At 33.0% G+C, this 21,776-nt stretch carries 16 protein-coding genes and 4 tRNA genes; 18 read left to right on the forward strand and 2 right to left on the reverse strand.

The annotated features are described in order from the left end of the window. The first annotated feature begins 33 nt into the window (after positions 1–33). A complete protein-coding gene (locus OZP09_RS17185) occupies positions 34–765 on the forward strand; it encodes a hypothetical protein (protein WP_281309724.1) in 732 nt (243 codons plus the stop codon). A gap of 105 nt (positions 766–870) precedes the next feature. Here the strand turns inward: OZP09_RS17185 and OZP09_RS17190 are convergent, their stop codons facing one another. After that, a complete protein-coding gene (locus OZP09_RS17190) occupies positions 871–2,616 on the reverse strand; it encodes an ABC transporter ATP-binding protein (protein ID WP_269234924.1) in 1,746 nt (581 codons plus the stop codon). 363 nt (positions 2,617–2,979) lie between these two features. Here OZP09_RS17190 and OZP09_RS17195 point away from each other — a divergent pair, with 363 nt between their 5' ends. The 6 genes from OZP09_RS17195 to OZP09_RS17220 all read left to right on the forward strand — a co-directional run bounded on the left by OZP09_RS17195 (position 2,980) and on the right by OZP09_RS17220 (position 14,234). Beyond that, positions 2,980–3,774 (forward strand): hypothetical protein, encoded by a 795-nt coding sequence (locus OZP09_RS17195; RefSeq protein ID WP_269234925.1) that lies wholly within the window; start codon positions 2,980–2,982, stop codon positions 3,772–3,774. 141 nt (positions 3,775–3,915) lie between these two features. Beyond that, the gene (locus OZP09_RS17200) at positions 3,916–4,866 is read left to right on the forward strand and encodes a GSCFA domain-containing protein (protein WP_281309725.1); all 951 of its coding nucleotides are present in this window, start codon (positions 3,916–3,918) and stop codon (positions 4,864–4,866) included. A gap of 205 nt (positions 4,867–5,071) precedes the next feature. Continuing rightward, complete coding sequence (locus tag OZP09_RS17205) at positions 5,072–10,174, forward strand: translocation/assembly module TamB domain-containing protein (RefSeq protein WP_269234926.1); 5,103 nt, start codon at positions 5,072–5,074, stop codon at positions 10,172–10,174. Then, complete coding sequence (tamL, locus tag OZP09_RS17210) at positions 10,158–12,476, forward strand: translocation and assembly module lipoprotein TamL (RefSeq protein ID WP_281309726.1); 2,319 nt, start codon at positions 10,158–10,160, stop codon at positions 12,474–12,476. The genes OZP09_RS17205 and tamL overlap by 17 nt, the downstream gene beginning before the upstream one ends. 200 nt (positions 12,477–12,676) lie before the next feature. Then, the gene (locus OZP09_RS17215; RefSeq protein WP_269234927.1) at positions 12,677–13,948 is read left to right on the forward strand and encodes a DUF2851 family protein; all 1,272 of its coding nucleotides are present in this window, start codon (positions 12,677–12,679) and stop codon (positions 13,946–13,948) included. A 58-nt stretch (positions 13,949–14,006) separates the two neighbouring features. Then, positions 14,007–14,234, forward strand: coding sequence for a PspC family transcriptional regulator (locus OZP09_RS17220; protein WP_025571258.1), 228 nt, complete (start codon positions 14,007–14,009; stop codon positions 14,232–14,234). A gap of 76 nt (positions 14,235–14,310) precedes the next feature. On the opposite strand, the gene OZP09_RS17225 is transcribed toward OZP09_RS17220, so the two are convergent. After that, a complete protein-coding gene (locus OZP09_RS17225; RefSeq protein ID WP_269234928.1) occupies positions 14,311–15,759 on the reverse strand; it encodes an amino acid permease in 1,449 nt (482 codons plus the stop codon). A gap of 249 nt (positions 15,760–16,008) precedes the next feature. Here OZP09_RS17225 and OZP09_RS17230 point away from each other — a divergent pair, with 249 nt between their 5' ends. The 11 genes from OZP09_RS17230 (at position 16,009) to secE (ending at position 21,773) form a co-directional block, all read left to right on the forward strand. After that, positions 16,009–16,896 (forward strand): ComEA family DNA-binding protein, encoded by an 888-nt coding sequence (locus tag OZP09_RS17230; protein WP_281309727.1) that lies wholly within the window; start codon positions 16,009–16,011, stop codon positions 16,894–16,896. Between the two features lie 13 nt (positions 16,897–16,909). Further along, on the forward strand, positions 16,910–18,052 hold the full coding sequence (locus OZP09_RS17235) for an acyl-CoA dehydrogenase family protein (RefSeq protein ID WP_269234930.1): 1,143 nt from the start codon (positions 16,910–16,912) through the stop codon (positions 18,050–18,052). A 126-nt stretch (positions 18,053–18,178) separates the two neighbouring features. Further along, the gene (rpsU, locus tag OZP09_RS17240) at positions 18,179–18,373 is read left to right on the forward strand and encodes a 30S ribosomal protein S21 (RefSeq protein ID WP_025571153.1); all 195 of its coding nucleotides are present in this window, start codon (positions 18,179–18,181) and stop codon (positions 18,371–18,373) included. Positions 18,374–18,496: 123 nt separating this feature from the next. After that, on the forward strand, positions 18,497–19,390 hold the full coding sequence (locus tag OZP09_RS17245; protein WP_269234931.1) for a tyrosine-type recombinase/integrase: 894 nt from the start codon (positions 18,497–18,499) through the stop codon (positions 19,388–19,390). Between the two features lie 34 nt (positions 19,391–19,424). After that, complete coding sequence (hpf, locus tag OZP09_RS17250) at positions 19,425–19,727, forward strand: ribosome hibernation-promoting factor, HPF/YfiA family (RefSeq protein ID WP_025571150.1); 303 nt, start codon at positions 19,425–19,427, stop codon at positions 19,725–19,727. A gap of 91 nt (positions 19,728–19,818) precedes the next feature. Next, positions 19,819–19,892 (forward strand) — tRNA-Thr (locus OZP09_RS17255). A 61-nt stretch (positions 19,893–19,953) separates the two neighbouring features. After that, positions 19,954–20,034 (forward strand) — tRNA-Tyr (locus tag OZP09_RS17260). Positions 20,035–20,115: 81 nt separating this feature from the next. Beyond that, positions 20,116–20,187: transfer RNA gene (locus OZP09_RS17265), tRNA-Thr, on the forward strand. Positions 20,188–20,242: 55 nt separating this feature from the next. Next, positions 20,243–21,430 (forward strand): elongation factor Tu, encoded by a 1,188-nt coding sequence (gene tuf, locus OZP09_RS17270; RefSeq protein ID WP_026730432.1) that lies wholly within the window; start codon positions 20,243–20,245, stop codon positions 21,428–21,430. A 56-nt stretch (positions 21,431–21,486) separates the two neighbouring features. Next, positions 21,487–21,557: transfer RNA gene (locus tag OZP09_RS17275), tRNA-Trp, on the forward strand. Between the two features lie 18 nt (positions 21,558–21,575). Next, positions 21,576–21,773: a preprotein translocase subunit SecE gene (gene secE, locus OZP09_RS17280; protein WP_008466927.1), complete on the forward strand. Its 198-nt coding sequence runs from the start codon at positions 21,576–21,578 to the stop codon at positions 21,771–21,773. The last annotated feature ends 3 nt before the right edge of the window (positions 21,774–21,776 follow it).

Below are 21,776 nucleotides of genomic sequence, written 5' to 3' on the forward strand. Positions count from 1 at the left end.
TGTAGGAAATTTAAAATAAACAAACCTACAAAAATGAAAAAAAAATTATGCTTATTTGGTGCTTTAATTTTACTACTGGCTTCTTGTACCAATGATTCTTCTGAAGAAAATTCGCTTTTGCCTAAAAAGCAAATATACACGTATGGCTCTCAAACTGGTGAGAACACTACTACAACGTATTCTTATACTGGAAACAAAATTGATAGTTTAAATTATGATGACGGTACTAAAATAGTATTTACTTATACAGGGGATTTAATAACGAAAGCAATTTATACCGAAGATGGTGAAGATAATTCAACGACTACAACATTTGCGTATGAAAATAATAAATTAAAATCTTTTCTAGAGGTTTCACCAAACTCTTCAAGTAGAAAGAAGACATACACTTATAATACTGATGGAACAATTTCGACCATTACAGTTTTAATTAATCCAATTACACAGCAAGAGATACAAGATTCATCCAGTATATTAACTTTAGATGCTAATGGTAATATAATTAAAGCTGAATTTAATGATTTCGTAAATACAGTTGAGTATGACAATAAAAATAATCCTTTTAAAAGTATAACAGGATATACTTTCTTATTAGATTCAGGTATTTTTGATCAGGAAGCTAACTCGGTTAATAACATATCAAAAATAACAGAAAATACAGGAGGAGTTGTGAATGGCACTTTTACGTATAAAAACACATATAATTCGGATAACTATTTAATTAAATCGGTACAGGGTGACGAAACATATGAGTACATTTATTAAATAAAAAGACTGTTATTAAAAAGCAAAAGCCCTTTCATGAAAGGGCTTTTGCTTTTTAATAAAGAAGAAAATTTCAATTTAAAAATAGAATATTCTATTTTTAAACTATTTTCTTTCCCCAATCTGCTGGCGCCACATAGCATAATACAAACCTCTTTCTGCAATTAAATCATCGTGTTTTCCCTGTTCAATGATTTTTCCCTGTTCCAAAACAAAAATTCTGTCAGCATGCATTACTGTAGACAAGCGATGGGCGATTAAAACCGTGATTCTGTTTTGATCTGAAATATTTCTAATTGTAGCATTGATTTCTTCTTCTGTAATAGAATCCAAAGCAGAAGTTGCTTCATCAAAAATCAATAAATTCGGATTTCTTAAGATAGCTCTTGCGATTGATAATCTTTGCTTTTCTCCTCCTGAAACTTTTATTCCGCCTTCTCCTATAGTGGTATTTAAACCATCTTCGGCACGAACTAATAATTTTTCGCAACTGGCTTTTTTTAATGCATTGTGTAAATCCTCATCAGTAGCATTTGGTTTTACAAACAATAAATTTTCCCGGATTGTTCCCGAGAATAATTGGGCATCCTGAGTTACAAATCCGAGTTGTTTTCTTAAATCGAGCAGGTCAATTTCTGTCGAATCAATATCATTATAAAAAACCTGACCTTCTGCAGGAGTATATAATCCGACTAATAATTTTACCAAAGTTGTTTTTCCGGAACCAGATGGACCAACAAAGGCAACAGTCTGTCCTTGTTTGATTTCGAAATTAATATTTTCAACGGCTATAAATTTAGCGGTTTTGTGCTGGAAACTTACATTAGAGAATAGTAAAGACTGGATTGCCCCAACATGTTTTGGGGTTTTCGGGCGAAATTCTTTTGGAGCATTTAAAAGGATCCTGAAATTTTCCATTGAAACTTTAGTTTCGTTAAGCACGATTATAAAGTTTCCCAATTCCTGTAAAGGTCCAAAAATAAAAAAGGTAAAAAATACCATAGTAAGTAGATCTCCCACAATAATTTTTCCTCCAAAAAGGAAATAATATAATGTAAAAACAACACAGGTCCTTAAAAAATGAACCGTTGTACCCTGAATAAAACTTAAACTTCTGATAAAGCGAACCTTTTCTAATTCAAGCTGCAGAATCTTAAAAGTATTAAGGTTCAGACGCTTTTCTTCCTGATACGTTAATCCAAGACTTTTTACCAATTCTATATTTCTTAAACTTTCTGTTGTTGAACCTGCCAGTGCATTGGTTTGATTCACAATTTTTCTGGAAACGATTTTTATTTTTTTGCCCAGATAAGAACTTACCAAAGCAATAATTGGAGCTGTAACTAAAAAGATAAGTGAAATACGATAATCGATTCGGGCAATATACACGATAACGAATACGAATCCGATAATAGTCTGAAAAATAAGTGAAATCGAAAGTGTAATTAATTTTTCAGAATCAGAACGTACTTTGGTCAGTTTGCTTAAAGTTTCACCGCTTCGCTGATCTTCAAATTCGGCATAAGGCAAATCAAGTGATTTTTTAATTCCATCAGTATACATTTGTGCACCGGTTCGCTGAATTACAACATTGGTAAAATAATCCTGAAAATTTTTGGTAATTCTTGAAATCATTGCCGCGCCAAGTGAGAGTCCCAACCAAAAAGACAATGATTTCATAAAACCATTTACATTTCCGTCATATTTATGCAGACCAACACCGCAGTCCTGCATTAATTTACCTGTAATAATAGAGTCTGATAAACTGAAACAAATGTTTATAGTGGCCATAATCAAAGCAAAAAACAAGAGCATTTTGTGTTTGATTATATAGGAGTATAATAATTTCATGATTGATTGTAATTTATGAAGCTGTAAAAATAGTGAATGCTTTTTTGTAAAATAAAAAGGGAGATAAAAAATAAAATTAAAGTTGATAATTTATTTTTTAGTTGTTGATTATTAAAGATTAAAATCTAGAAAATTCAAAAAAATGATTTATTCAGAATTGACCTGCGTAATTATACGGTATTTTAAGATTTAATTAATTTAGAAAGAGGTATTATGTTTTGTATATTTTTGAAATTTAGATAGTTAAAAAAAGGATTGTATGTTGGTTTAGGTTAATGAATATTTTCTGGTTAAAACAGCTAGGATTATGTTGTTAATTATAGTTTATTTGTAGGAAATATTAATAAATCTAATTTATCAAAAATGAAAAAAATTTTATGCTTATTTAGTGCTTTTTCTGTAGTACTTCTTTCTTCATGTTCTAATGATGATAACAATTCAGATGGAGGGTCATCATCAACAGCATTGCCAACAAAAATTACTTTGACAACTGTAGAAGATGGTGATAAAGGGACACTTGATTATACATTTACTTATGATGGGAACAAATTAAAACAAATTTCACTTTCTGATGCTTCCAGATATGCCTATACTTATACTGATAATCTTATTACTAAAGTAGAATTATATAAATCCGGCATTTTGTTCTCAACTGATGTTTATGCATATGATAATAGTGGTAAATTAACTTCCAGAATAACTACCAGAGCTTTTAGTTCTTACAGCAAGGACAAATTAACTTTTTTATATAATGCAAATGGGACTGTAACTGTTAGTGCATCACAAATAGTAGATGGAGAAGAAGGCGAGTACTACGAATCAACAATCTATACTTTTGCAAATGGAAATATTAGTTCGACAGAAGTTATAGGTGATGATGGATATACTGAGAAAATAACAAGTACTTATGATAATAAGAAAACTCCTTTTGTTAATGTAACAGGATTAAAACAGTTGTTAGATTTAGCTTTAGATACTGATCTTAGTTTTGATTTTTATTCTGTTAATAACACATTAACTAGTAAAACAGTTTATACTGGTGAAGAAGTTGAAACTGTAAATACTACTTTTACGAATAAATATAATTCTGATAATTTTTTAACTGAAACATTTTCAGGAGATAATACTGATTCTTTTAAAGTTCAAATTACTTATTAATAATTTAGAATGCTCAAATCTTATTAGCTTTAATAAGTTATTAAGTGTTTAAATAAATAATTTTATTAAGCCAGATACTTTACGTATTTGGCTTTTTTGTTTATAAGAAATAGGCGAAATTTGTTCTTTAAAATAAATGTCATGCAATTCAGAACCCAAATCCCAATTTCAAAAAGGGACAGCCTAATCGATTATAATTCGAGAATACTTTCTGTTGGTTCTTGTTTTGCAGAAAATATGGCGTCGAAATTTGACTATTTTAAATTTCAAAATCAGACCAATCCATTCGGGATTATTTTTAATCCTGTTTCGATTGAAAAATTATTCAGAAGAATTTGTGAACAGAAATTATTTGAAGAAAAAGATGTTTTTTTTCACAACGAACGCTGGCATTGTTTTGACGTACATTCAGATTTAAGCAATTCGGATAGGGAAGAATTACTGGAAACATTAAATAAAACGATTACCGAAACTCATAAATGGTTAAAAGAAACAACACACCTTATTATTACCTACGGAACTTCCTGGGTTTATAAATACATACAAAGTGATCAAATTGTAGCCAATTGCCATAAAGTTCCGCAAAAGCAATTCACAAAAGAATTATTGGATATAGAAATAATTAAAAAGAGCATTCAAAGTACAATAGTACTAATTCAGAATTTAAATCCGGATATAAATTTCATTTTTACCGTTTCTCCGGTGCGCCACATCAAAGATGGTTTTGTAGAAAATCAGTTGAGCAAATCACATTTATTTACAGCTCTTCATAAAACCATCAACTATCAACGATCAGCCATCAGCTATTTTCCTTCTTATGAAATCATGATGGATGAACTTCGTGATTATCGCTTTTATGCCGAAGATATGCTGCATCCTAACCAAATTGCTATTGATTATATCTGGAAGCTTTTCAGCGAAAGCTATATTTCAGAAACCAGTTTTTCTATTATGAAAGAAGTCGATGAAATTCAAAAAAGCCTTCGCCACAGAAGCTTTAATCCAGAGTCAGAGCAACACAAAAAGTTTCTGGAAAAGTTACAACAGAAGATAAAATTGCTGAATAAAAAATCACCGAATATAAGGTTCTAAAATTTCAAAAATTTTAGGTGTCTAATAAAACCATTTCATTGCTGAATCTTTTTTAGGTAAGAAAATTAACTAATTTACAGTGTAATTTTAGAATAATTGACTGTAATTATGTAAATTGTTAAGATTTAAAAATTACAATTTTGTAAACTGTAAAAATACAGTCTTACAATAGTGCAACTTCAATCTTAATGTGTTTTATTGACATATGAATAAAAAAAACATTCATTATTTAAAAAAAACACTACGTATTCTCTTATGGTGCGTGGGTTCTATAGTTGCCCTTTTATTACTTCTTATCATTTTAATCCAGGTTCCGTCAGTCCAGAATTTTGTTAAGGATAAGGCAATTACTTACCTCCATAGTAAAATTAAAACCAAAGTTTCGTTAGATCACATTTCCATAAAATTTCCAAAAGATGTAGTGCTGGAGGGTTTTTATTTTGAAGACCAGAACAAGGATACTTTATTGGCAGGAAAACGTCTGGAAGTTGACGTTGATTTGTTCAAACTGGTGAGCAATGAACTCGAAATCAATTCGGTTTCACTTGAAAATGTAAAAGCCAATATTTCCAGAAATAAGGATGGTGTTTTTAACTTCGATTACATCATTAAAGCTTTTGAATCAAAAGAGCCAAAAGTGGATGATCCGAATGCCAAACCTTTTCAGATATCTGTTGTAAAAGTCAATCTGGATCATGTAAAATTCAACTTTAAAGATGATTTTTCAAAAAATGATATTGCAGTAAACCTTTCACATTTTGACACAAAATTCAATGCCTTCGATTTAGATAAAATGAATTTTGATATTCCCAAAATTAATCTCAATGGATTAAAATTGGTTTTAAATCAGGAAGCGGTTGAAAAAGCGGCTGAAGTTTCGGTGAAGACGGCTGAAACCATTTCCAAACGAAAAGATTTCAAATTAAAATTAGATAAAATCAGTTTGTCCAAAATTGATATTTTATACGATAATAAAGATTCCAGATTAAATTCCGGAATCCGATTAGGAACCTTAAATTTAACAGTTAATGAAATCGATCTTAATAAACAGCTTTTGGATTTTAATACTTTTGAAATTAAAAATCTTAAAGGAAATTTACGACTGGGTGCAAAAGATAAGCAGATTCAGGCACCAAGCCTCGACACAACCGCAATAAAACAAGCAGGGTGGAAAGTAAAACTGGCCGATGTTGATATACAGAATATAGATTTTAAATTTGATGATATGCAGTCAAAACCTGTTCAAAAAGGGATTGATTACAGTCATTTGGATTTGGATAAATTCAATTTGAAAGCTGATGAATTATATTATGCAAACGATACGATTTCAGGAAATATCAAAGCATTGGCCGTTACCGAAAAAAGTGGCTTAACTATTCAGTCTTTAAAAACAGACTTTTTCTACGGTCCAAAAAATGCATCCCTGAATAATTTATACGTAAGAACGCCTCAAACGCTGGTTAAAGATAAAATCAAGGTGACTTATAAATCTATTGCTTCGCTAAAAAAAGACCTTGGAGATCTGTCTGTTGATGCTAATTTAAATCAGTCCAAAATCGGATTTAAGGATATTTTGCTTTTTGCCCCTGATTTGCAGAAGCAAAATCCGTTTAAAAGTAATCCAAATGCAATCTTGTATCTAAACACACGTATAAACGGAAAAATAAAAGACCTGAACATTCCAAAGTTGGAAATGAGCGGAATCGGAACTACTAGAGTTTCTCTTTCGGGGAAAATAAAAGGACTTCCGGATGCTAAGAAATCGTATTATGATCTGGATATTAAAAATCTTTCAAGTACATCAAAAGATATCAATACGTTTGTACCAGCCGGAACAATTCCGAAAAACATTCAGCTGCCATCACAAATTAATTTAAAAGGGAAATTTAAAGGTTCAGTTCAGAATTTTAAAACCAATCTGGCTTTAAACAGCAGTTTCGGTAATGTAAAAGTTGACGGTATATTTGATCAGCGTGTAAAAAACCGAGAGCGATACGATGCTTCTGTAAGCCTTGAAGAATTTGATTTAGGAAGATTAATCAAAAATGATTCAATTGGAAAAATTACGTTTAAAGCGAAAGTAAAAGGAACCGGTTTAGATCCAAAAACAGCAAATGCAGCGATTGATGGTTTAGTACAGAAAGCCGTTTTTAATAGATATACTTACAGGGATTTAAATTTAAAAGGAAATATAGAAAATGGATCTTTTGCTGTGAAATCTGGCATGAAAGATCCAAATCTGAATTTTGATTTAACAGCAAGCGGTGATACAAAACAAAAATACCCAACCATAAAACTAAAACTTAATCTCGATATTGCCGATCTGGAAAAACTGAATCTTCATGCCGGACCAATGAAACTCCGTGGAAATGTGGATGCTGATATTGCCAATAGCAATCCGGATTATCTAAACGGAAAAGTGTTTCTTTCCAATATTCAGATCTTGCAAAAAGAAGAACCAATTGTTCTGGATTCCATCAGAGTTTTGGCTTTTGCCGATAAAGACAGTAATTCGATAAAAATAGCATCCCAGTTTTTAAAAGCCGAAGTAGTAGGGAAATATAAACTGACAACCCTGACCACGGCAATTAAAAAGTCAATTTCTAAATACATTGATCTTAAAAATCCGAAAGTAAATGCAGAATCTGACGAACAACGTCTTGCTTTTACCTTAAAAGTAGATAATGATCCTGTATTATTTAAACTAATTCCGAAACTTACAGGTTTAGAGCCTTTAACGATTACTGGAAACTACAATAACCAAACAGATTCACTTCAGGTTAAAGGGACTATACCGAGAATTGTTTATGCAGAGAATACTATTTCTGGCGGAAAAATAAATATTCAAGCAAAAGAAAATGCTTTAGAATATTCGGTCTCTGTAGCTACGATAGAAAGCGGATCGTTAAAAATTCCGTTTACGAGTTTATCAGGAAAAGTAGAAGAGAATATTCTGGATTATGCACTTGAAGTAAAAGATGCAAAAGACAAACAGCAATATTTTGTTGGAGGTGAATTTAAGGTCGAAAATTCTAAAAACATCTTTAAAATAGATGCTGAAAATTTTGTATTGAATTATGATAAATGGAATATTGATCCGGAAAATGCAATTGAATTTGGAAAAGATCAATTGTATGTTAATAAATTTTTTCTGGAAAATGCCGGAAATGAATTGAAGATTCAATCAGAGGGAACTCAAAATAATGCTCCAATTGAAGTTGATTTTGTGAATTTCAAAATCGAAACCATCATGAATATTGTTAAAAAGGACAAATTACTGATGCAGGGTCTTATTAACGGAAACGCTATTGTCGAAAATGTTATGACAAATCCAATTTTTACTTCTGATCTAAAAATTGATGATTTTACTTTTAAAGGGCAAAAAGTAGGCGATTTAGAAATAAAAGTAAACAATAAAACAGCTAATGTCCTTGCTGCAAATCTACAGTTAAGTGATGAAGACAATGATGTAAATCTTACAGGTGATTATGCCATTAAAGGAGGGACTTTTGATTTTGATGTAGCAATAAACAAACTTAATATAGAGAGTATTCAGGGATTCAGCATGGATAATATTTCTGAAGGGAAAGGATATTTGTCAGGAAATTTTAAGGTTCAGGGTACTACGGCTGCTCCTAAAATTAACGGAGAACTTAGTTTTAACGACGCTGCTTTCCGTGTAACACAGTTGAATTCTTATTTTAAAACCGATCAGGAAAAAATCACTTTTGATAACGGTACCATCACTTTTGATAAATTTACATTTCAGGACGAAAATGATAATGAATTATCGCTGGACGGAACTATCCAATCACCTGATTTCAGGAAATATAATTTTGCATTAAATATTACGGCTAATGATTTCAGAGCTATAAATTCTAAAGCTGCTGACAATAATTTATTTTACGGGGATTTGTTCCTTGATACAAAACTGAATGTAAAAGGGACACTTGAAAACCCTGTAATTGGCGGTACAATCAAAGTAAATAAAGACACGAAGTTTACGGTGGTTTTGCCACAATCAGATCCGTCTATTGCGGATAGAGAAGGTATTGTGGAGTTTGTTGATGAAGACAATCAATATTTGAGACAAACTGCTGAAATGGAACAAAAACTAAATCAGTCAGAATTGCTAGGAATGGATGTTAGTGTTGATATTTCGATTGATAAAGAAGCTGAACTTACCCTTGTTATTGATAAAGGAAACGGTGATTATCTGAATTTAAAAGGCGAAGCGCAATTGACAGGCGGAATTGACCCTTCCGGAAAAACAACTTTAACAGGGAAATATGAATTTACGGATGGTGCGTACGAAATGAATTTCAATATGATCCGTAGAAAATTTAATATTCAAAAAGGAAGTTCTATTATTTGGAACGGTGAGCCTACAATGGCAACTTTAAATATTACGGCAATCTATAAAGTAAATACAGCGCCAATTGATTTGCTCGAAAATCAGTTAGGAGGAGCAAACCAAACCGTTAAAAATACCTACAAACAAAAAATTCCGTTTCAGACTTTATTGAAAATGAAGGGCGAATTATTGAAACCGGAAATCACATTTGACATTATTCTTCCGGATGGGAATTATGATGTGTCAGCTGATATTGTTACAGCTTCGCAGGCAAAACTGGAGCAATTGCGACAAGAACCGGCCGAGTTAAATAAGCAGGTTTTTGCACTCTTATTACTAAATAGATTTATTGGTGAAAATCCGTTTGCAAGTGAAAGTGGTGGTACAAATGCAGAATCATTAGCCAGACAGAGTGTGAGTAAAATCCTTTCGCAGCAATTAAATGATTTTGCCGGAGAATTAATCAGTGGTGTGCAATTGGATTTTGATTTGGAATCTACAGAAGATTACACAACGGGAAGTATGGAAAACAGAACTGACCTGAATGTTGGAGTTTCTAAAAAACTATTAGATGACCGATTGAAAGTTACCGTTGGCAGTAGTTTTGCAGTTGAAGGAAAGGAACGTGCCAACGAAGAAAGTACCAATATTGCCGGAGACGTTGCTTTGGATTATCAGCTTACTAAAGATGGCCGGTATATGCTCAGGGCTTATCGAAAAAACGAATATCAGGTAGCGGTTGAAGGTCAGGTGGTTGAAACGGGAATTGCTTTTATCATTACGATGAGCTACAATAAATTCCGTGAACTTTTTCACAGAAGTGCGAAGGAAAAGGAAATAATCCAGGAAGAAAGAATTCGTAAAGAAAGAAAAAAGCAAAAAGACCAAGAAGCAAAAGAAAAAGAGAATCTGGACGAAGAAAATAAAATTGAAGGGAATGAAATTAAAACATAAAAATGTGCGGAACAGGTATGCGGAATATTTTGTTGTATTGTCCCTGTTTTTTGTTTTTGGATGCAGCAACACCAAATATCTGCCGGAAGGCGAATTGCTGTACACAGGCGGTTCTGTGAAAGTAAAAGATTCTGTTATTAAAAAGAAAGACAGAAAAGCATTAGAAAAGGAATTAGAAGGATTGCTTCGTCCAAAACCCAACAAACAATTGCTGGGCCTTCGACCTAAATTATGGTTCTACAATATTGCAGGAGAACCTAAAAAAGAGAAAGGGTTTAGATATTGGCTTCGAACAAAAGTCGGGGAAGAACCTGTACTTTTTAGTAAAGTAGATTTGGATTACAATGCTTCAGTTTTAAGAAATTTTGCTGAAAATAAAGGCTATTTCAAAACCCGGGTAAGTGCAGATTCTACAGTTCGAAATAAAAGAGCTACTGCAGAATATATTGTAGTCCCCAAAAAAAGATATATAATTAAAAGTGTTACTTTTCCTGATGATTCTTTGCCAATGTCAAGAATCATCGGCAGATCAAGCCGAAGAAGTTTATTGAAAGTTGGGAATCCATATGATCTGGATGTTATAAAAGCAGAAAGAGAAAGAATTGATGCAAGGCTTAAAGAACGAGGATATTATTATTTTAATCCGGATTATATCCTGGCTAAAGTAGACAGCAGTAAAGGAGATCACGAAGTAAAAATTAGATTAGTGATAAAAGATGATGCGCCGCCAAAGGCACTTACTTCTTATAAAATCGATAAGATTTTTGTTTATCCTAATTTTTCTATCTCCAAAGACAGTGTCAAATATAAGTCTGAAGATATCGTGCAGTACAAAGATTTTACAATTATTGATACAGCTCGTACTTTTGAACCGAGGGTTTTTGACCGGACGATATTATTTAAAAAGGGGGATTTGTACAATCGAAAAGATCATAATCTTACTTTAAACCGATTTGTAAATCTGGGAACTTTTAGTTTTGTAAAAAACGAATTTAAAGTTTCGGATAGTTTGCCAAAGACTCTGGACTCTTATTACTATTTAACGCTTTTACCAAAAAAATTCATTCGTGTTGAGGTATTAGGAAAAACAAACTCTGCAAGTTATACCGGAAGTGAAATTAATGTCAATTGGAATAACAGGAATTTATTCAGGGGCGCGGAATTATTGACTGTTTCTGTTTTTGGCGGAGCTGATTTTCAGCTTTCAGGAGCTAATAATGGTAAAAATATATACAGATTAGGAACAGAAACCAGTTTGACCTGGCCAAGATTTATTGTGCCATTCTTTCCTATTCAGGGTTCCAGTGAATATATCCCAAGAACAAAAGCTGCTTTAAGATATGAATATCAAAACAGGACGCAATTATATGCTTTGAATTCATTTAAAGCTTCATTTGGTTATTTATGGAAAGAAAACATCCGTAAAGAACATCAGCTAAATCTGCTTGATGTTACTTATGTAAGTCCAAATCATGTAACACAAGAATATCTGGATGATATCCTGAAAGATGAAGCATTAGGAAGGGTAATTGAAAAGCAATTGATTTTTGGGCCAACATATTCGTATACGTATACCAATACGATGCAAAAACGTAAAAAAAATACTTTTTACTTTAACGGAGAATTAGATTTAGCCGGAAATATAACAGGTTTGCTTTCAGGTGCAAATGCAAAAAAGAACGATACGAAAGAAATTTTTGATGTTCCGTTTAGCCAATATGCGAAGATCAAAACTGATTTCAGGCATTATTTAAAATTGAGTAAAGAAAGCGAATTGGCCAGCCGGGTTCTTGTAGGACTTGGATTGCCATACGGAAACTCAACTATTTTGCCAACCTCAAAACAGTTTGTGGTGGGAGGAACTAATAGTATCAGGGCTTTCAGGGCGAGATCGCTTGGGCCAGGAAGCTATTTGAATACAATAACAACAAATAATTATCTTCCGGACCAGTCAGGAGATTTGAAATTAGAGTTTAGCACAGAATATCGTGCTAAGCTTTTTAGTATTGTGCGAGGAGCCGCATTTGTTGATGCTGGAAATATTTGGCTTGTCAACGCAGATCCAAATAAACCAGGTGCAGAGTTTTCTAAAGATTTTATGAAAGAAATTGCGGTAGGAGCAGGTGTTGGTCTTCGATTTGACGTGTCATTTTTTATTTTAAGAACAGATTTGGCACTTCCATTAAGGAAGCCCTATTTGCCTGAAGGAGAGCGTTGGGTAATTAAAGATATTGATTTTGGAAGCGGCTCATGGAGAAAAGACAATCTAATTTTGAATATTGCTATTGGTTATCCTTTTTAATAAAAATATCGACTATGATCCTTTTACAATTATTTACATTGAAATTTATACAAAGGAATAAACTTTATTATAAAATCTAAAAACTTTTTCTAAAACCTGACTTAATGAAATAATTTTCTTTTAATAAATTTTAAAATTGTAATATTAGTACTATTTTTAGTATTTTTAGAGTATTGTAAACAATATTAAAGTCGAATAAAATGAAAGAAGATTTTCTTCATTATCTCTGGAGGTTTAAAAAATTTGATACCCTGAATTTAAAAACGGTAAACAAGGAAGAAGTTACAATTATCAATACAGGAAATTACTTAGAACTTGCAGGGCCTGATTTTTTTAATGCTCAAATAAAAATAGGAGATCAAAAATGGGCTGGAAATGTTGAAATACATTTAAAAGCTTCTGACTGGTATTTGCATCTTCATGAAAAGGACAAAGCTTATGAAAATGTAATATTGCATGTTGTCTGGGAATATGATGCTGATATTTACAGACAAAATAACGCAGAGATCCCAGTATTAGTTTTAAAGGATTATGTATCTCCGGAAACTATTTTAAATTACAACAAACTAAAATCTCCGAAATCATGGATTTATTGTGAAAAACAAATCGCCCATGTACCGGGATTTGTTTTTAAAAACTGGCAGGAACGCTTGTTTTTTGAACGTCTGGAAAGGAAATCACAAGCTATTTATGATTTGCTTAAAGAAACAAATCAGGATTGGGAAGCGGTATTGTTTTGTTTATTAGCGAAGAATTTTGGTTTGAATACCAATGGAAATGCATTTCTGCAATTAGCTAAATCAATTCCTTTTTCAATTATCCGAAAAGAAAGTTTTGAACTTGAAAATCTTGAAGCTTTATTTTTTGGTACAACTGGTTTGCTGGATATAGATAAAGAAGATGTTTATTTTAAGGATTTGAAATTCAGGTATTTTTATCTGTTGCATAAATATCAAATCGAAAAAGTGTATGTAGAACCGGTTCAGTTTTTTAAGCACAGGCCAGATAATTTCCCTACAATTCGTCTTTCGCAGTTAGCTGCTTTATACCATCAGTACCAAAACTTGTTCTCTAAAATAATAGAGTTGAAATCTATCAATAGTATTTATAAATTATTTGATGTCTCAACCAGTTTGTACTGGAAAAATCATTATCAATTTGATAAAGAAAGTCTGAAGAAAACAAAATCATTATCGAACTCATTTATAGATTTATTGGTCATAAATACCATTGTCCCTTTACAGTTTGCTTATGCTAAAACGTTGAATGAATCGGTAGCAGAAGATTTAATTTCTATTTTGGATGGCATATCTCCTGAGAAAAATTCCATCATCGAAAAATTTAATTCATTTGGCATCACATCTCAAAATGCCTTTGAAACACAATCTTTATTACAGCTAAAAAGTCAATATTGTGATGTTAACGGTTGTATGAAATGTGCTGTCGGTATGGAATTGTTAAAAAGCAATTAGAATTAGAAATATGTCAATTGTAAAATTTTGTATTTTTGCATAACTTATTACTTCAAAAATGTCATTGATTTTAAAACTGAAATTCTTTTTCGAAAAATACGGTTTTCATGTTTCTTCCAGATTAGCGGATAAACTTGGAATGCGTGTTACAAATGTCCGTCTGTTTTTTATTTATATCTCGTTTGTTACAGCTGGTTTGGGCTTTGGGGTTTATCTTACCCTTGCATTCTGGATTAAGCTGAAAGATTTAATTCGGGCAAAAAGAACATCGGTTTTTGATTTATAAACAATCAAATTTATGCTATAAAAAAAGGATTATAAAGCATCGCTTTATAATCCTTTTTTTTATCTGAATAATATTCTTATCCGGGATTATTCAATTTACTGTTTTTCTTACCATATATAAAGTAAACAAGAATTCCTAGTGCCATCCATATGACAAGCCTCGCCCAGCTTTCGTTTGGCAACGAATACATTAAGGCAAAACAAATAACAATACCAGCTATAGGTACAAAAGGAACCCACGGAGTTCTAAAAGCTCTGGGTGCATCAGGCATTTTTTTACGCATAACCATAACACCGATACAAACCAACACGAATGCTAATAAAGTTCCGATACTTACCATATGGCCCAAATCACTAACAGGAACAAGACCTGCAAATAAGCTAACAAATACTAAAAAGAAAAGATTTGTTTTCCATGGAGTACGAAATTTTGAATGGATTTCGCTAAAGAATGGAGGAAGTAAACCGTCTTTACTCATCGTGTAAAAAACACGGCTTTGTCCCATTAACATTACTAACATTACAGAAGTATAACCAGCTAGTATAGCGATAATTAAACCGGTCTGCAAAAAGTCATATCCAGTTACAGCAAAAGCAGTAGCTGCAGGTTTTGCATCACCCGCAAATTTATAATAAGGTACAAGTCCGGTCATAACATGAGAGAATAGTACATATAACAAGGTGCAGATTATTAATGAACCCAAAATACCAATCGGCATCCCTTTTTGAGGATCTTTAGCCTCTTGTGCAGCAGTTGAAACGGCATCAAAACCAATAAATGCAAAGAAAACTGTACCGGCTCCTGCTGCAATTCCTGACCATCCAAATTTTCCGAATACTCCTGTGTTTTCAGGAATGTAAGGAGTATAATTAGTTGTGTCAATAAATTTCCATCCTAAGACTATAAATATAATAACAACTGCAACTTTTACCACAACTAATATATTATTTAAAGTGGCTGATTCTTTTGTTCCTTTAATTAATAATAAAGAAAGTAATGAAACAATAAAAATGGCGGGTAAATTGACAATTCCTCCTTCAATCACTGTACCATTACTTAATGTAAGGGTTTCCCATGGTGAACAAATTAAGTCAGGGGGAAGATGAATGTTAAATTTTGCCAATAGTTCCAGCAGGTATCTCGACCAGCTAACGCCCACGGTTGCCGCTCCTAAAGCGTACTCTAAAACTAAGTCCCACCCAATTATCCAGGCCATAAATTCTCCCATCGTGGCATAAGAATAGGTATAGGCACTACCTGCAACCGGTATCATCGAAGCAAATTCAGCATAACACAATCCTGCAAATGCGCAGCCTATTGCAGCTAAAATAAATGATAATGTTACCGCCGGACCAGCATGGTCTGCAGCTGCAATTCCTGTTAGTGAAAATAGCCCTGCTCCAATAATTGCTCCAACTCCAAGTGCAACAAGCGAACGTGAAGATAAGGTTCTTTTTAATCCTTTTTCAGATTCGGATGCTTCACCAAGCAATACCGAAAGAGGTTTAGTTTTCCAAATTGACATATATAATATTGGTTTATTGTTATTAAGCTTCAAATGTATTGTTTTTTGTAAAAAATAAAAACAATTATGTTCTTTTAAGTTATAAAATATTTAATTTTTAGTTAGAAACTGTAAAAAAAGTTCCTATAAATCTTCAAAGCTTTATATTATTAGCAAATTGATTAATAAAATCTTTTATCACAAAATAAAATAATCGTATTTTTCTTATAAAATTATAAATTATATTTGTTTGATAAAATATTATAAAAAATGAACTTTAGAAGTATTATAAAAGAGTTAAGTTATACAAGCCAACAACGAAAAGGGATTTTTTTTCTTTTTATTTTGATTATTGTTTTACAATTGTTTTACTTTTTTTCTGATTTCAGTCAGCCTCAAAAAGTAAATGCAGAAGAACAGAATTGGCTGGCTTTGCAATCAGAAGTTGATTCATTAAAACAGCTTAAGCAAGGCTATAAACCTAAAATCTATCCTTTTAATCCAAATTTTATTTCAGATTATAAAGGATATAAACTTGGAATGTCATTAGAGGAAATTGACAGGCTTTTAGCTTTTAGAAAACAAAATAAATACGTCAGTTCTGCTGAAGAATTTCAGAAAGTGACTAAAGTTTCAGATTCTTTATTAGGTGCTATTTCGCCTTATTTTAAATTTCCGGATTGGGTGCAGAATAAAAAGACTTTTATAAATTACAGTAAAGAACCTGTATCACAAACATTCTCTAAAAAAGAAAAACTAACTGTTTTGGATATTAATCAGGCAAGTCAGGAAGATTTAATGAAAATTAAGGGAATTGGTGAAGGATTATCACTCCGAATTTTAAAACAAAAAGAAAGCCTGGAAGCTTTTGTTTCTATGGAACAGATAAATGATGTCTGGGGACTTTCTCCAGAAGTTATAACTGAATTAAAAAAGTATTTTAGGGTTTCTTCTTTCCCGCCAATTAAAAAAATCCCTGTAAACGATGCTTCTTTAAAAGAATTAGCTCAATTTCCATACTTTAGATATGCGTTGGCAAAACAGATTGTAACCTACAGGAGCATGAACGGAAATATTAAAAATATTGAGGATTTGATAAATATTAAAGGCTTTCCCATTGAAAAAGCAAATATAATTGGTTTATATTTGGAGTTCTAAAAACAGATCACAAATGAATTTTGATTATAATGAAACGCAATCCATGATTGCGCAGTCTATAAAAGATTTTGCCGAAAAAAACATAAGACCTTATATAATGGAGTGGGACGAAGCACAAGTTTTTCCAGTTCCATTGTTTAAGAAATTAGGAGAAATGGGATTTATGGGAGTTCTGGTTCCTGAAGAATACGGAGGATCTGGTTTAGGATATCATGAATATGTAACCATAGTCGAAGAAATTTCAAAAGTTGATCCTTCAATAGGATTGTCGGTAGCGGCACATAATTCGTTATGTACGAATCATATTTTGACTTTTGGTAATGAAGAGCAAAAGAAAAAATGGCTGCCAAAACTTGCAACAGCAGAACATATTGGTGCATGGGGACTGACAGAACATAATACAGGTTCTGATGCAGGCGGAATGAATACGACAGCTGTTAAAGATGGGGGTTTTTGGATTGTAAACGGAGCAAAAAACTTTATAACTCATGCGATTTCAGGCGATATTGCTGTTGTAGTGGTTCGTACGGGAGAAAAAGGCGATTCAAAAGGAATGACTGCTTTTGTATTTGAAAAAGGTATGCCGGGATTTACTTCAGGGAAAAAAGAAAATAAATTAGGAATGCGTGCCAGCGAAACAGCTGAACTGGTTTTTGATAATTGTAGGGTGCCAGATGCAAATAGATTAGGTGAAGTAGGGCAGGGATTTGTGCAGGCTATGAAAATATTGGACGGAGGAAGGATTTCAATTGGAGCTTTATCACTCGGAATTGCAAAAGGGGCTTACGAAGCCGCTCTTAAATATTCGAAAGAAAGATATCAGTTTGGACAGCCAATTAGTAGTTTTCAGGGAGTTTCATTCAAACTAGCTGATATGGCAACAGAAATTGAAGCTTCTGAACTGTTATTGCACAAAGCAGCTTTCTTAAAACAAGAGCATAAACCGGTTACAACATTAGGTGCAATGGCGAAAATGTATGCATCGGAAGCCTGTGTAAAAATCGCAAATGAAGCTGTTCAGATTCACGGAGGTTATGGTTATACAAAAGATTTTCCTGTAGAGAAGTTTTATCGGGATTCGAAGTTGTGTACCATTGGTGAAGGTACGACTGAGATTCAAAAATTAGTTATTTCCAGAAATTTGTTGAAAGGATAAAGATGATTTAAACTTTTGTCTTTAGCTTTGTTCTTTATTTCTTTTTAAAATAATTTATAATTTATAACTCATAATTAATAATTAATACATACTTTTGCAGCCTTAACGAAAGGAGGTGTCTATATTATGTTAATTATACCAATTAAAGACGGAGAAAATATCGATAGAGCATTAAAGCGCTATAAAAGAAAATTTGATAAAACAGGAACTGTTCGTCAACTAAGAGCACGTACTGCTTTTATTAAGCCTTCTGTTATCAAAAGAGCTCAGATTCAAAAAGCGGCTTACATTCAAAACTTGAAAGATAGTTTAGAGAGTTAGTATATAGCTTTTGTAAAATAATTACCGTTAGTCATCAAAATAAATTAACTTTGATGCTAACGGTTTTTTTTATGCTTAATTTTTTAAGTTATGTAATTGTTTGAAAAAGATATTCTGTTTCTTATGAAGTCAAATAAAGATGCTTTTCGTGATTATCTTCAGCTGGAGAAAAAATATTCGGCACATACTGTTAATGCTTATTTGAATGATATTTTATTTTTTGAGGTGTATAATAAAACTCACTTTGATCAGGATGGTATTGAAGATGTGAATTACAGTCAGATCAGGAGTTGGATTGTTTCTTTAGTGGATGAAGGGGTGTCAAATGTTTCTGTTAATAGAAAAATGGCTTCCTTAAAGTCTTTTTATAAGTTTCTCTTAAAAACAAAACAAATAGAGGTTAGTCCAATGCTGAAGCATAAAGCGCTGAAGACTCCTAAAATTATTCAGATTCCATTTTCTGAAAAAGAATTAACTGATTTGATGCAGGAAGTTGGGGTTCCGGTTGGTTTTGAAGAAGTGAGGGATAAGTTAATTGTGGATCTTTTCTATACAACAGGGATGCGAAGGGCGGAATTGATACATTTAATGATGGTTAATGTAGATTTGTCTTCAAATGTGGTTAAGGTTTTAGGTAAAAGAAATAAAGAGCGTATTATTCCGGTTTTGCCAATCATTGCTGAGCAGTTTAAAATGTACCTTCGTGAGCGTTCTGCTGTTGAGGGAATAGTAGATGGTGATTATTTTTTTATTTCTAAAAAAGGGTTAAAATTAAGCGAATCTTTTGTGTATCGTCTAATAAATTCATACTTTAGTAGGGTCTCTGAAAAGGTAAAAAAGAGTCCACATGTGCTTCGGCATACATTTGCGACTCATTTATTGAATAACGGGGCAGATTTAAATTCAGTTAAAGAATTATTAGGACATTCTAGTTTGGCGTCTACGCAGGTTTATACTCATAATAGTTTAGCAGAGCTTAAAAAAGTATATGCTGGCGCACATCCAAGAAGTAAATAATGGTTCTGAAATGTTTAACCCTAAAATTAGTATTATGAAGGTAGATGTTCATGCCGTTAACTTTACTGTTGACAGAAAGTTGGTAGATTTTATTCAGGAAAGAATGGATAAGTTAGAAAAATATTACGATCGGGTTGTCTCGGCAGACGTTTTTTTAAAAGTTGAAAGAACAAGTGACAAAGAGAATAAAGTTGTTGAGATTAAGATCAATGTTCCTGGAGATGAATTTTTGGTTAAAAAACAATGTAAGACTTTTGAGGAAGCGGTTGAACTTTCGGCAGAATCATTAGAGCGTTTATTGGTAAAAAGGAAAGAAAAGATAAGAGCGCATATATAATTGAAATTTTTTTTCGAAAAATGTTTTGATACAAAGATAAAATAGCTACATTTGCAGTCCGTTAGAAATAGCGGACTTTTTTATTGTATTCGCCGATGTAGCTCAGCTGGCTAGAGCAGCTGATTTGTAATCAGCAGGTCGTGGGTTCGAGTCCCTCTATCGGCTCAGAATATTTCAAATGCGATTTGAAATTAGTTCTTTAGAATAATGAGATTTTAAAAAATTAGGGGAGATACTCAAGCGGCCAACGAGGGCAGACTGTAAATCTGCTGTGTGAACTTCGCAGGTTCGAATCCTGCTCTCCCCACAAATGAATTTTAGATGGTTTTTCAGGTTTTGATTGTAATTAAACAAAATGCTGAAGTGAAACTTTTAAATCAAGGATTCTGCCGGTGTAGCTCAGGGGTAGAGTGCTTCCTTGGTAAGGAAGAGGTCTCGGGTTCAAATCCCGACATTGGCTCAAGTAAGTAGGAAATTGAAAATTAATATATAACTAAGATTAAAAATTAAGTAAAATGGCAAAGGAGAATTTTAATCGTTCCAAACCGCACTTAAACATAGGTACAATTGGACACGTGGATCACGGAAAAACTACATTAACTGCTGCAATTACAAAAGTATTGTCAGATGCTGGTTACTGTCAAGCAAAATCGTTTGATCAAATCGATAACGCTCCAGAGGAGAAAGAAAGAGGTATTACTATTAATACATCACACGTAGAGTATGAAACTGCTAACCGTCACTACGCTCACGTTGACTGTCCAGGTCACGCGGATTACGTAAAGAACATGGTTACTGGTGCTGCTCAGATGGACGGAGCTATCTTAGTAGTTGCTGCTACAGATGGTCCAATGCCACAAACTCGTGAGCACATCCTTTTAGGTCGTCAGGTTGGTATTCCAAGAATCGTTGTTTTCATGAACAAAGTGGATATGGTTGATGATGCTGAGTTATTAGAACTTGTTGAAATGGAAATTAGAGATTTATTATCTTTCTACGAATATGATGGAGATAATGGTCCTGTAGTTCAAGGTTCTGCTTTAGGAGGATTAAACAATGATCCAAACTGGGTACCTAAAATTATCGAATTAATGGAAGCTGTTGATGCTTGGATCGAAGAGCCAGTACGTGACGTTGCTAAACCATTCTTGATGCCAGTTGAGGACGTATTTACAATTACAGGTCGTGGAACTGTTGCTACAGGTCGTATTGAAACTGGAGTTGCTAACACTGGAGATCCTGTTGAAATCATTGGTATGGGAGCTGAAAAATTAACTTCTACAATTACAGGAGTTGAGATGTTCCGTAAAATCCTTGACAGAGGTGAAGCTGGAGATAACGTAGGTTTATTGTTAAGAGGTATTGATAAAGCTGATATCAAAAGAGGTATGGTTATTATTAAGCCAGGTTCAGTAAAACCACACGCTAAATTCAAAGCTGAGGTTTATATCTTGAAAAAAGAAGAAGGTGGACGTCATACTCCATTCCACAATAACTACCGTCCACAGTTTTACGTACGTACAACTGACGTAACAGGAGTTATTTCTTTACCAGCAGGTGTAGAGATGGTAATGCCAGGTGATAACTTAACTATTGAAGTTGCTTTATTAAGCCCAATCGCTATGAACGTAGGTTTACGTTTTGCTATCCGTGAAGGTGGTAGAACAGTTGGTGCTGGACAGGTTACTGAAATCGTAGAGTAATTCTATTAAAATAAAATAAAAAGCCAGTGATTATTTTTTAATCACTGGCTTTAATTACGGGCGTAGTTCAAGGGTAGAATAGCGGTCTCCAAAACCGTTGATGGGGGTTCGAATCCCTCCGCCCGTGCAATAAAAAATATATCAAATGACTAAAGTTACGAATTATTTATCAGAGGCTTTCGAAGAGTTGAAGTCAAATGTTACTTGGCCTGCCTGGGCTGAGGTTCAGAAATTGACAATTGTTGTGGCCGTTTTTTCGATCCTGTTCGCTTTGGCGACTTGGGGAGTAGACGAATTTTTTGCAAAAGCTTTGGCTGGATTTTTTAACTGGTTAAAAGGATAATTT

The organism is Flavobacterium flavigenum, assembly GCF_027111255.2.
Classification (GTDB): Bacteria; Bacteroidota; Bacteroidia; order Flavobacteriales; family Flavobacteriaceae; genus Flavobacterium; species Flavobacterium flavigenum.

What these genes read in the sequence shown, in the direction of transcription:
- OZP09_RS17185 (WP_281309724.1), top strand. Translation starts at nt 34, where the DNA reads ATGAAAAAAAAATTATGCTTATTTGGTGCTTTAATTTTACTACTGGCT.
- OZP09_RS17190 (WP_269234924.1), bottom strand. Translation starts at nt 2,616, where the DNA reads ATGAAATTATTATACTCCTATATAATCAAACACAAAATGCTCTTGTTT.
- OZP09_RS17195 (WP_269234925.1), top strand. Translation starts at nt 2,980, where the DNA reads ATGAAAAAAATTTTATGCTTATTTAGTGCTTTTTCTGTAGTACTTCTT.
- OZP09_RS17200 (WP_281309725.1), top strand. Translation starts at nt 3,916, where the DNA reads ATGCAATTCAGAACCCAAATCCCAATTTCAAAAAGGGACAGCCTAATC.
- OZP09_RS17205 (WP_269234926.1), top strand. Translation starts at nt 5,072, where the DNA reads ATGAATAAAAAAAACATTCATTATTTAAAAAAAACACTACGTATTCTC.
- tamL (WP_281309726.1), top strand. Translation starts at nt 10,158, where the DNA reads ATGAAATTAAAACATAAAAATGTGCGGAACAGGTATGCGGAATATTTT.
- OZP09_RS17215 (WP_269234927.1), top strand. Translation starts at nt 12,677, where the DNA reads ATGAAAGAAGATTTTCTTCATTATCTCTGGAGGTTTAAAAAATTTGAT.
- OZP09_RS17220 (WP_025571258.1), top strand. Translation starts at nt 14,007, where the DNA reads ATGTCATTGATTTTAAAACTGAAATTCTTTTTCGAAAAATACGGTTTT.
- OZP09_RS17225 (WP_269234928.1), bottom strand. Translation starts at nt 15,759, where the DNA reads ATGTCAATTTGGAAAACTAAACCTCTTTCGGTATTGCTTGGTGAAGCA.
- OZP09_RS17230 (WP_281309727.1), top strand. Translation starts at nt 16,009, where the DNA reads ATGAACTTTAGAAGTATTATAAAAGAGTTAAGTTATACAAGCCAACAA.
- OZP09_RS17235 (WP_269234930.1), top strand. Translation starts at nt 16,910, where the DNA reads ATGAATTTTGATTATAATGAAACGCAATCCATGATTGCGCAGTCTATA.
- rpsU (WP_025571153.1), top strand. Translation starts at nt 18,179, where the DNA reads ATGTTAATTATACCAATTAAAGACGGAGAAAATATCGATAGAGCATTA.
- OZP09_RS17245 (WP_269234931.1), top strand. Translation starts at nt 18,497, where the DNA reads ATGAAGTCAAATAAAGATGCTTTTCGTGATTATCTTCAGCTGGAGAAA.
- hpf (WP_025571150.1), top strand. Translation starts at nt 19,425, where the DNA reads ATGAAGGTAGATGTTCATGCCGTTAACTTTACTGTTGACAGAAAGTTG.
- tuf (WP_026730432.1), top strand. Translation starts at nt 20,243, where the DNA reads ATGGCAAAGGAGAATTTTAATCGTTCCAAACCGCACTTAAACATAGGT.
- secE (WP_008466927.1), top strand. Translation starts at nt 21,576, where the DNA reads ATGACTAAAGTTACGAATTATTTATCAGAGGCTTTCGAAGAGTTGAAG.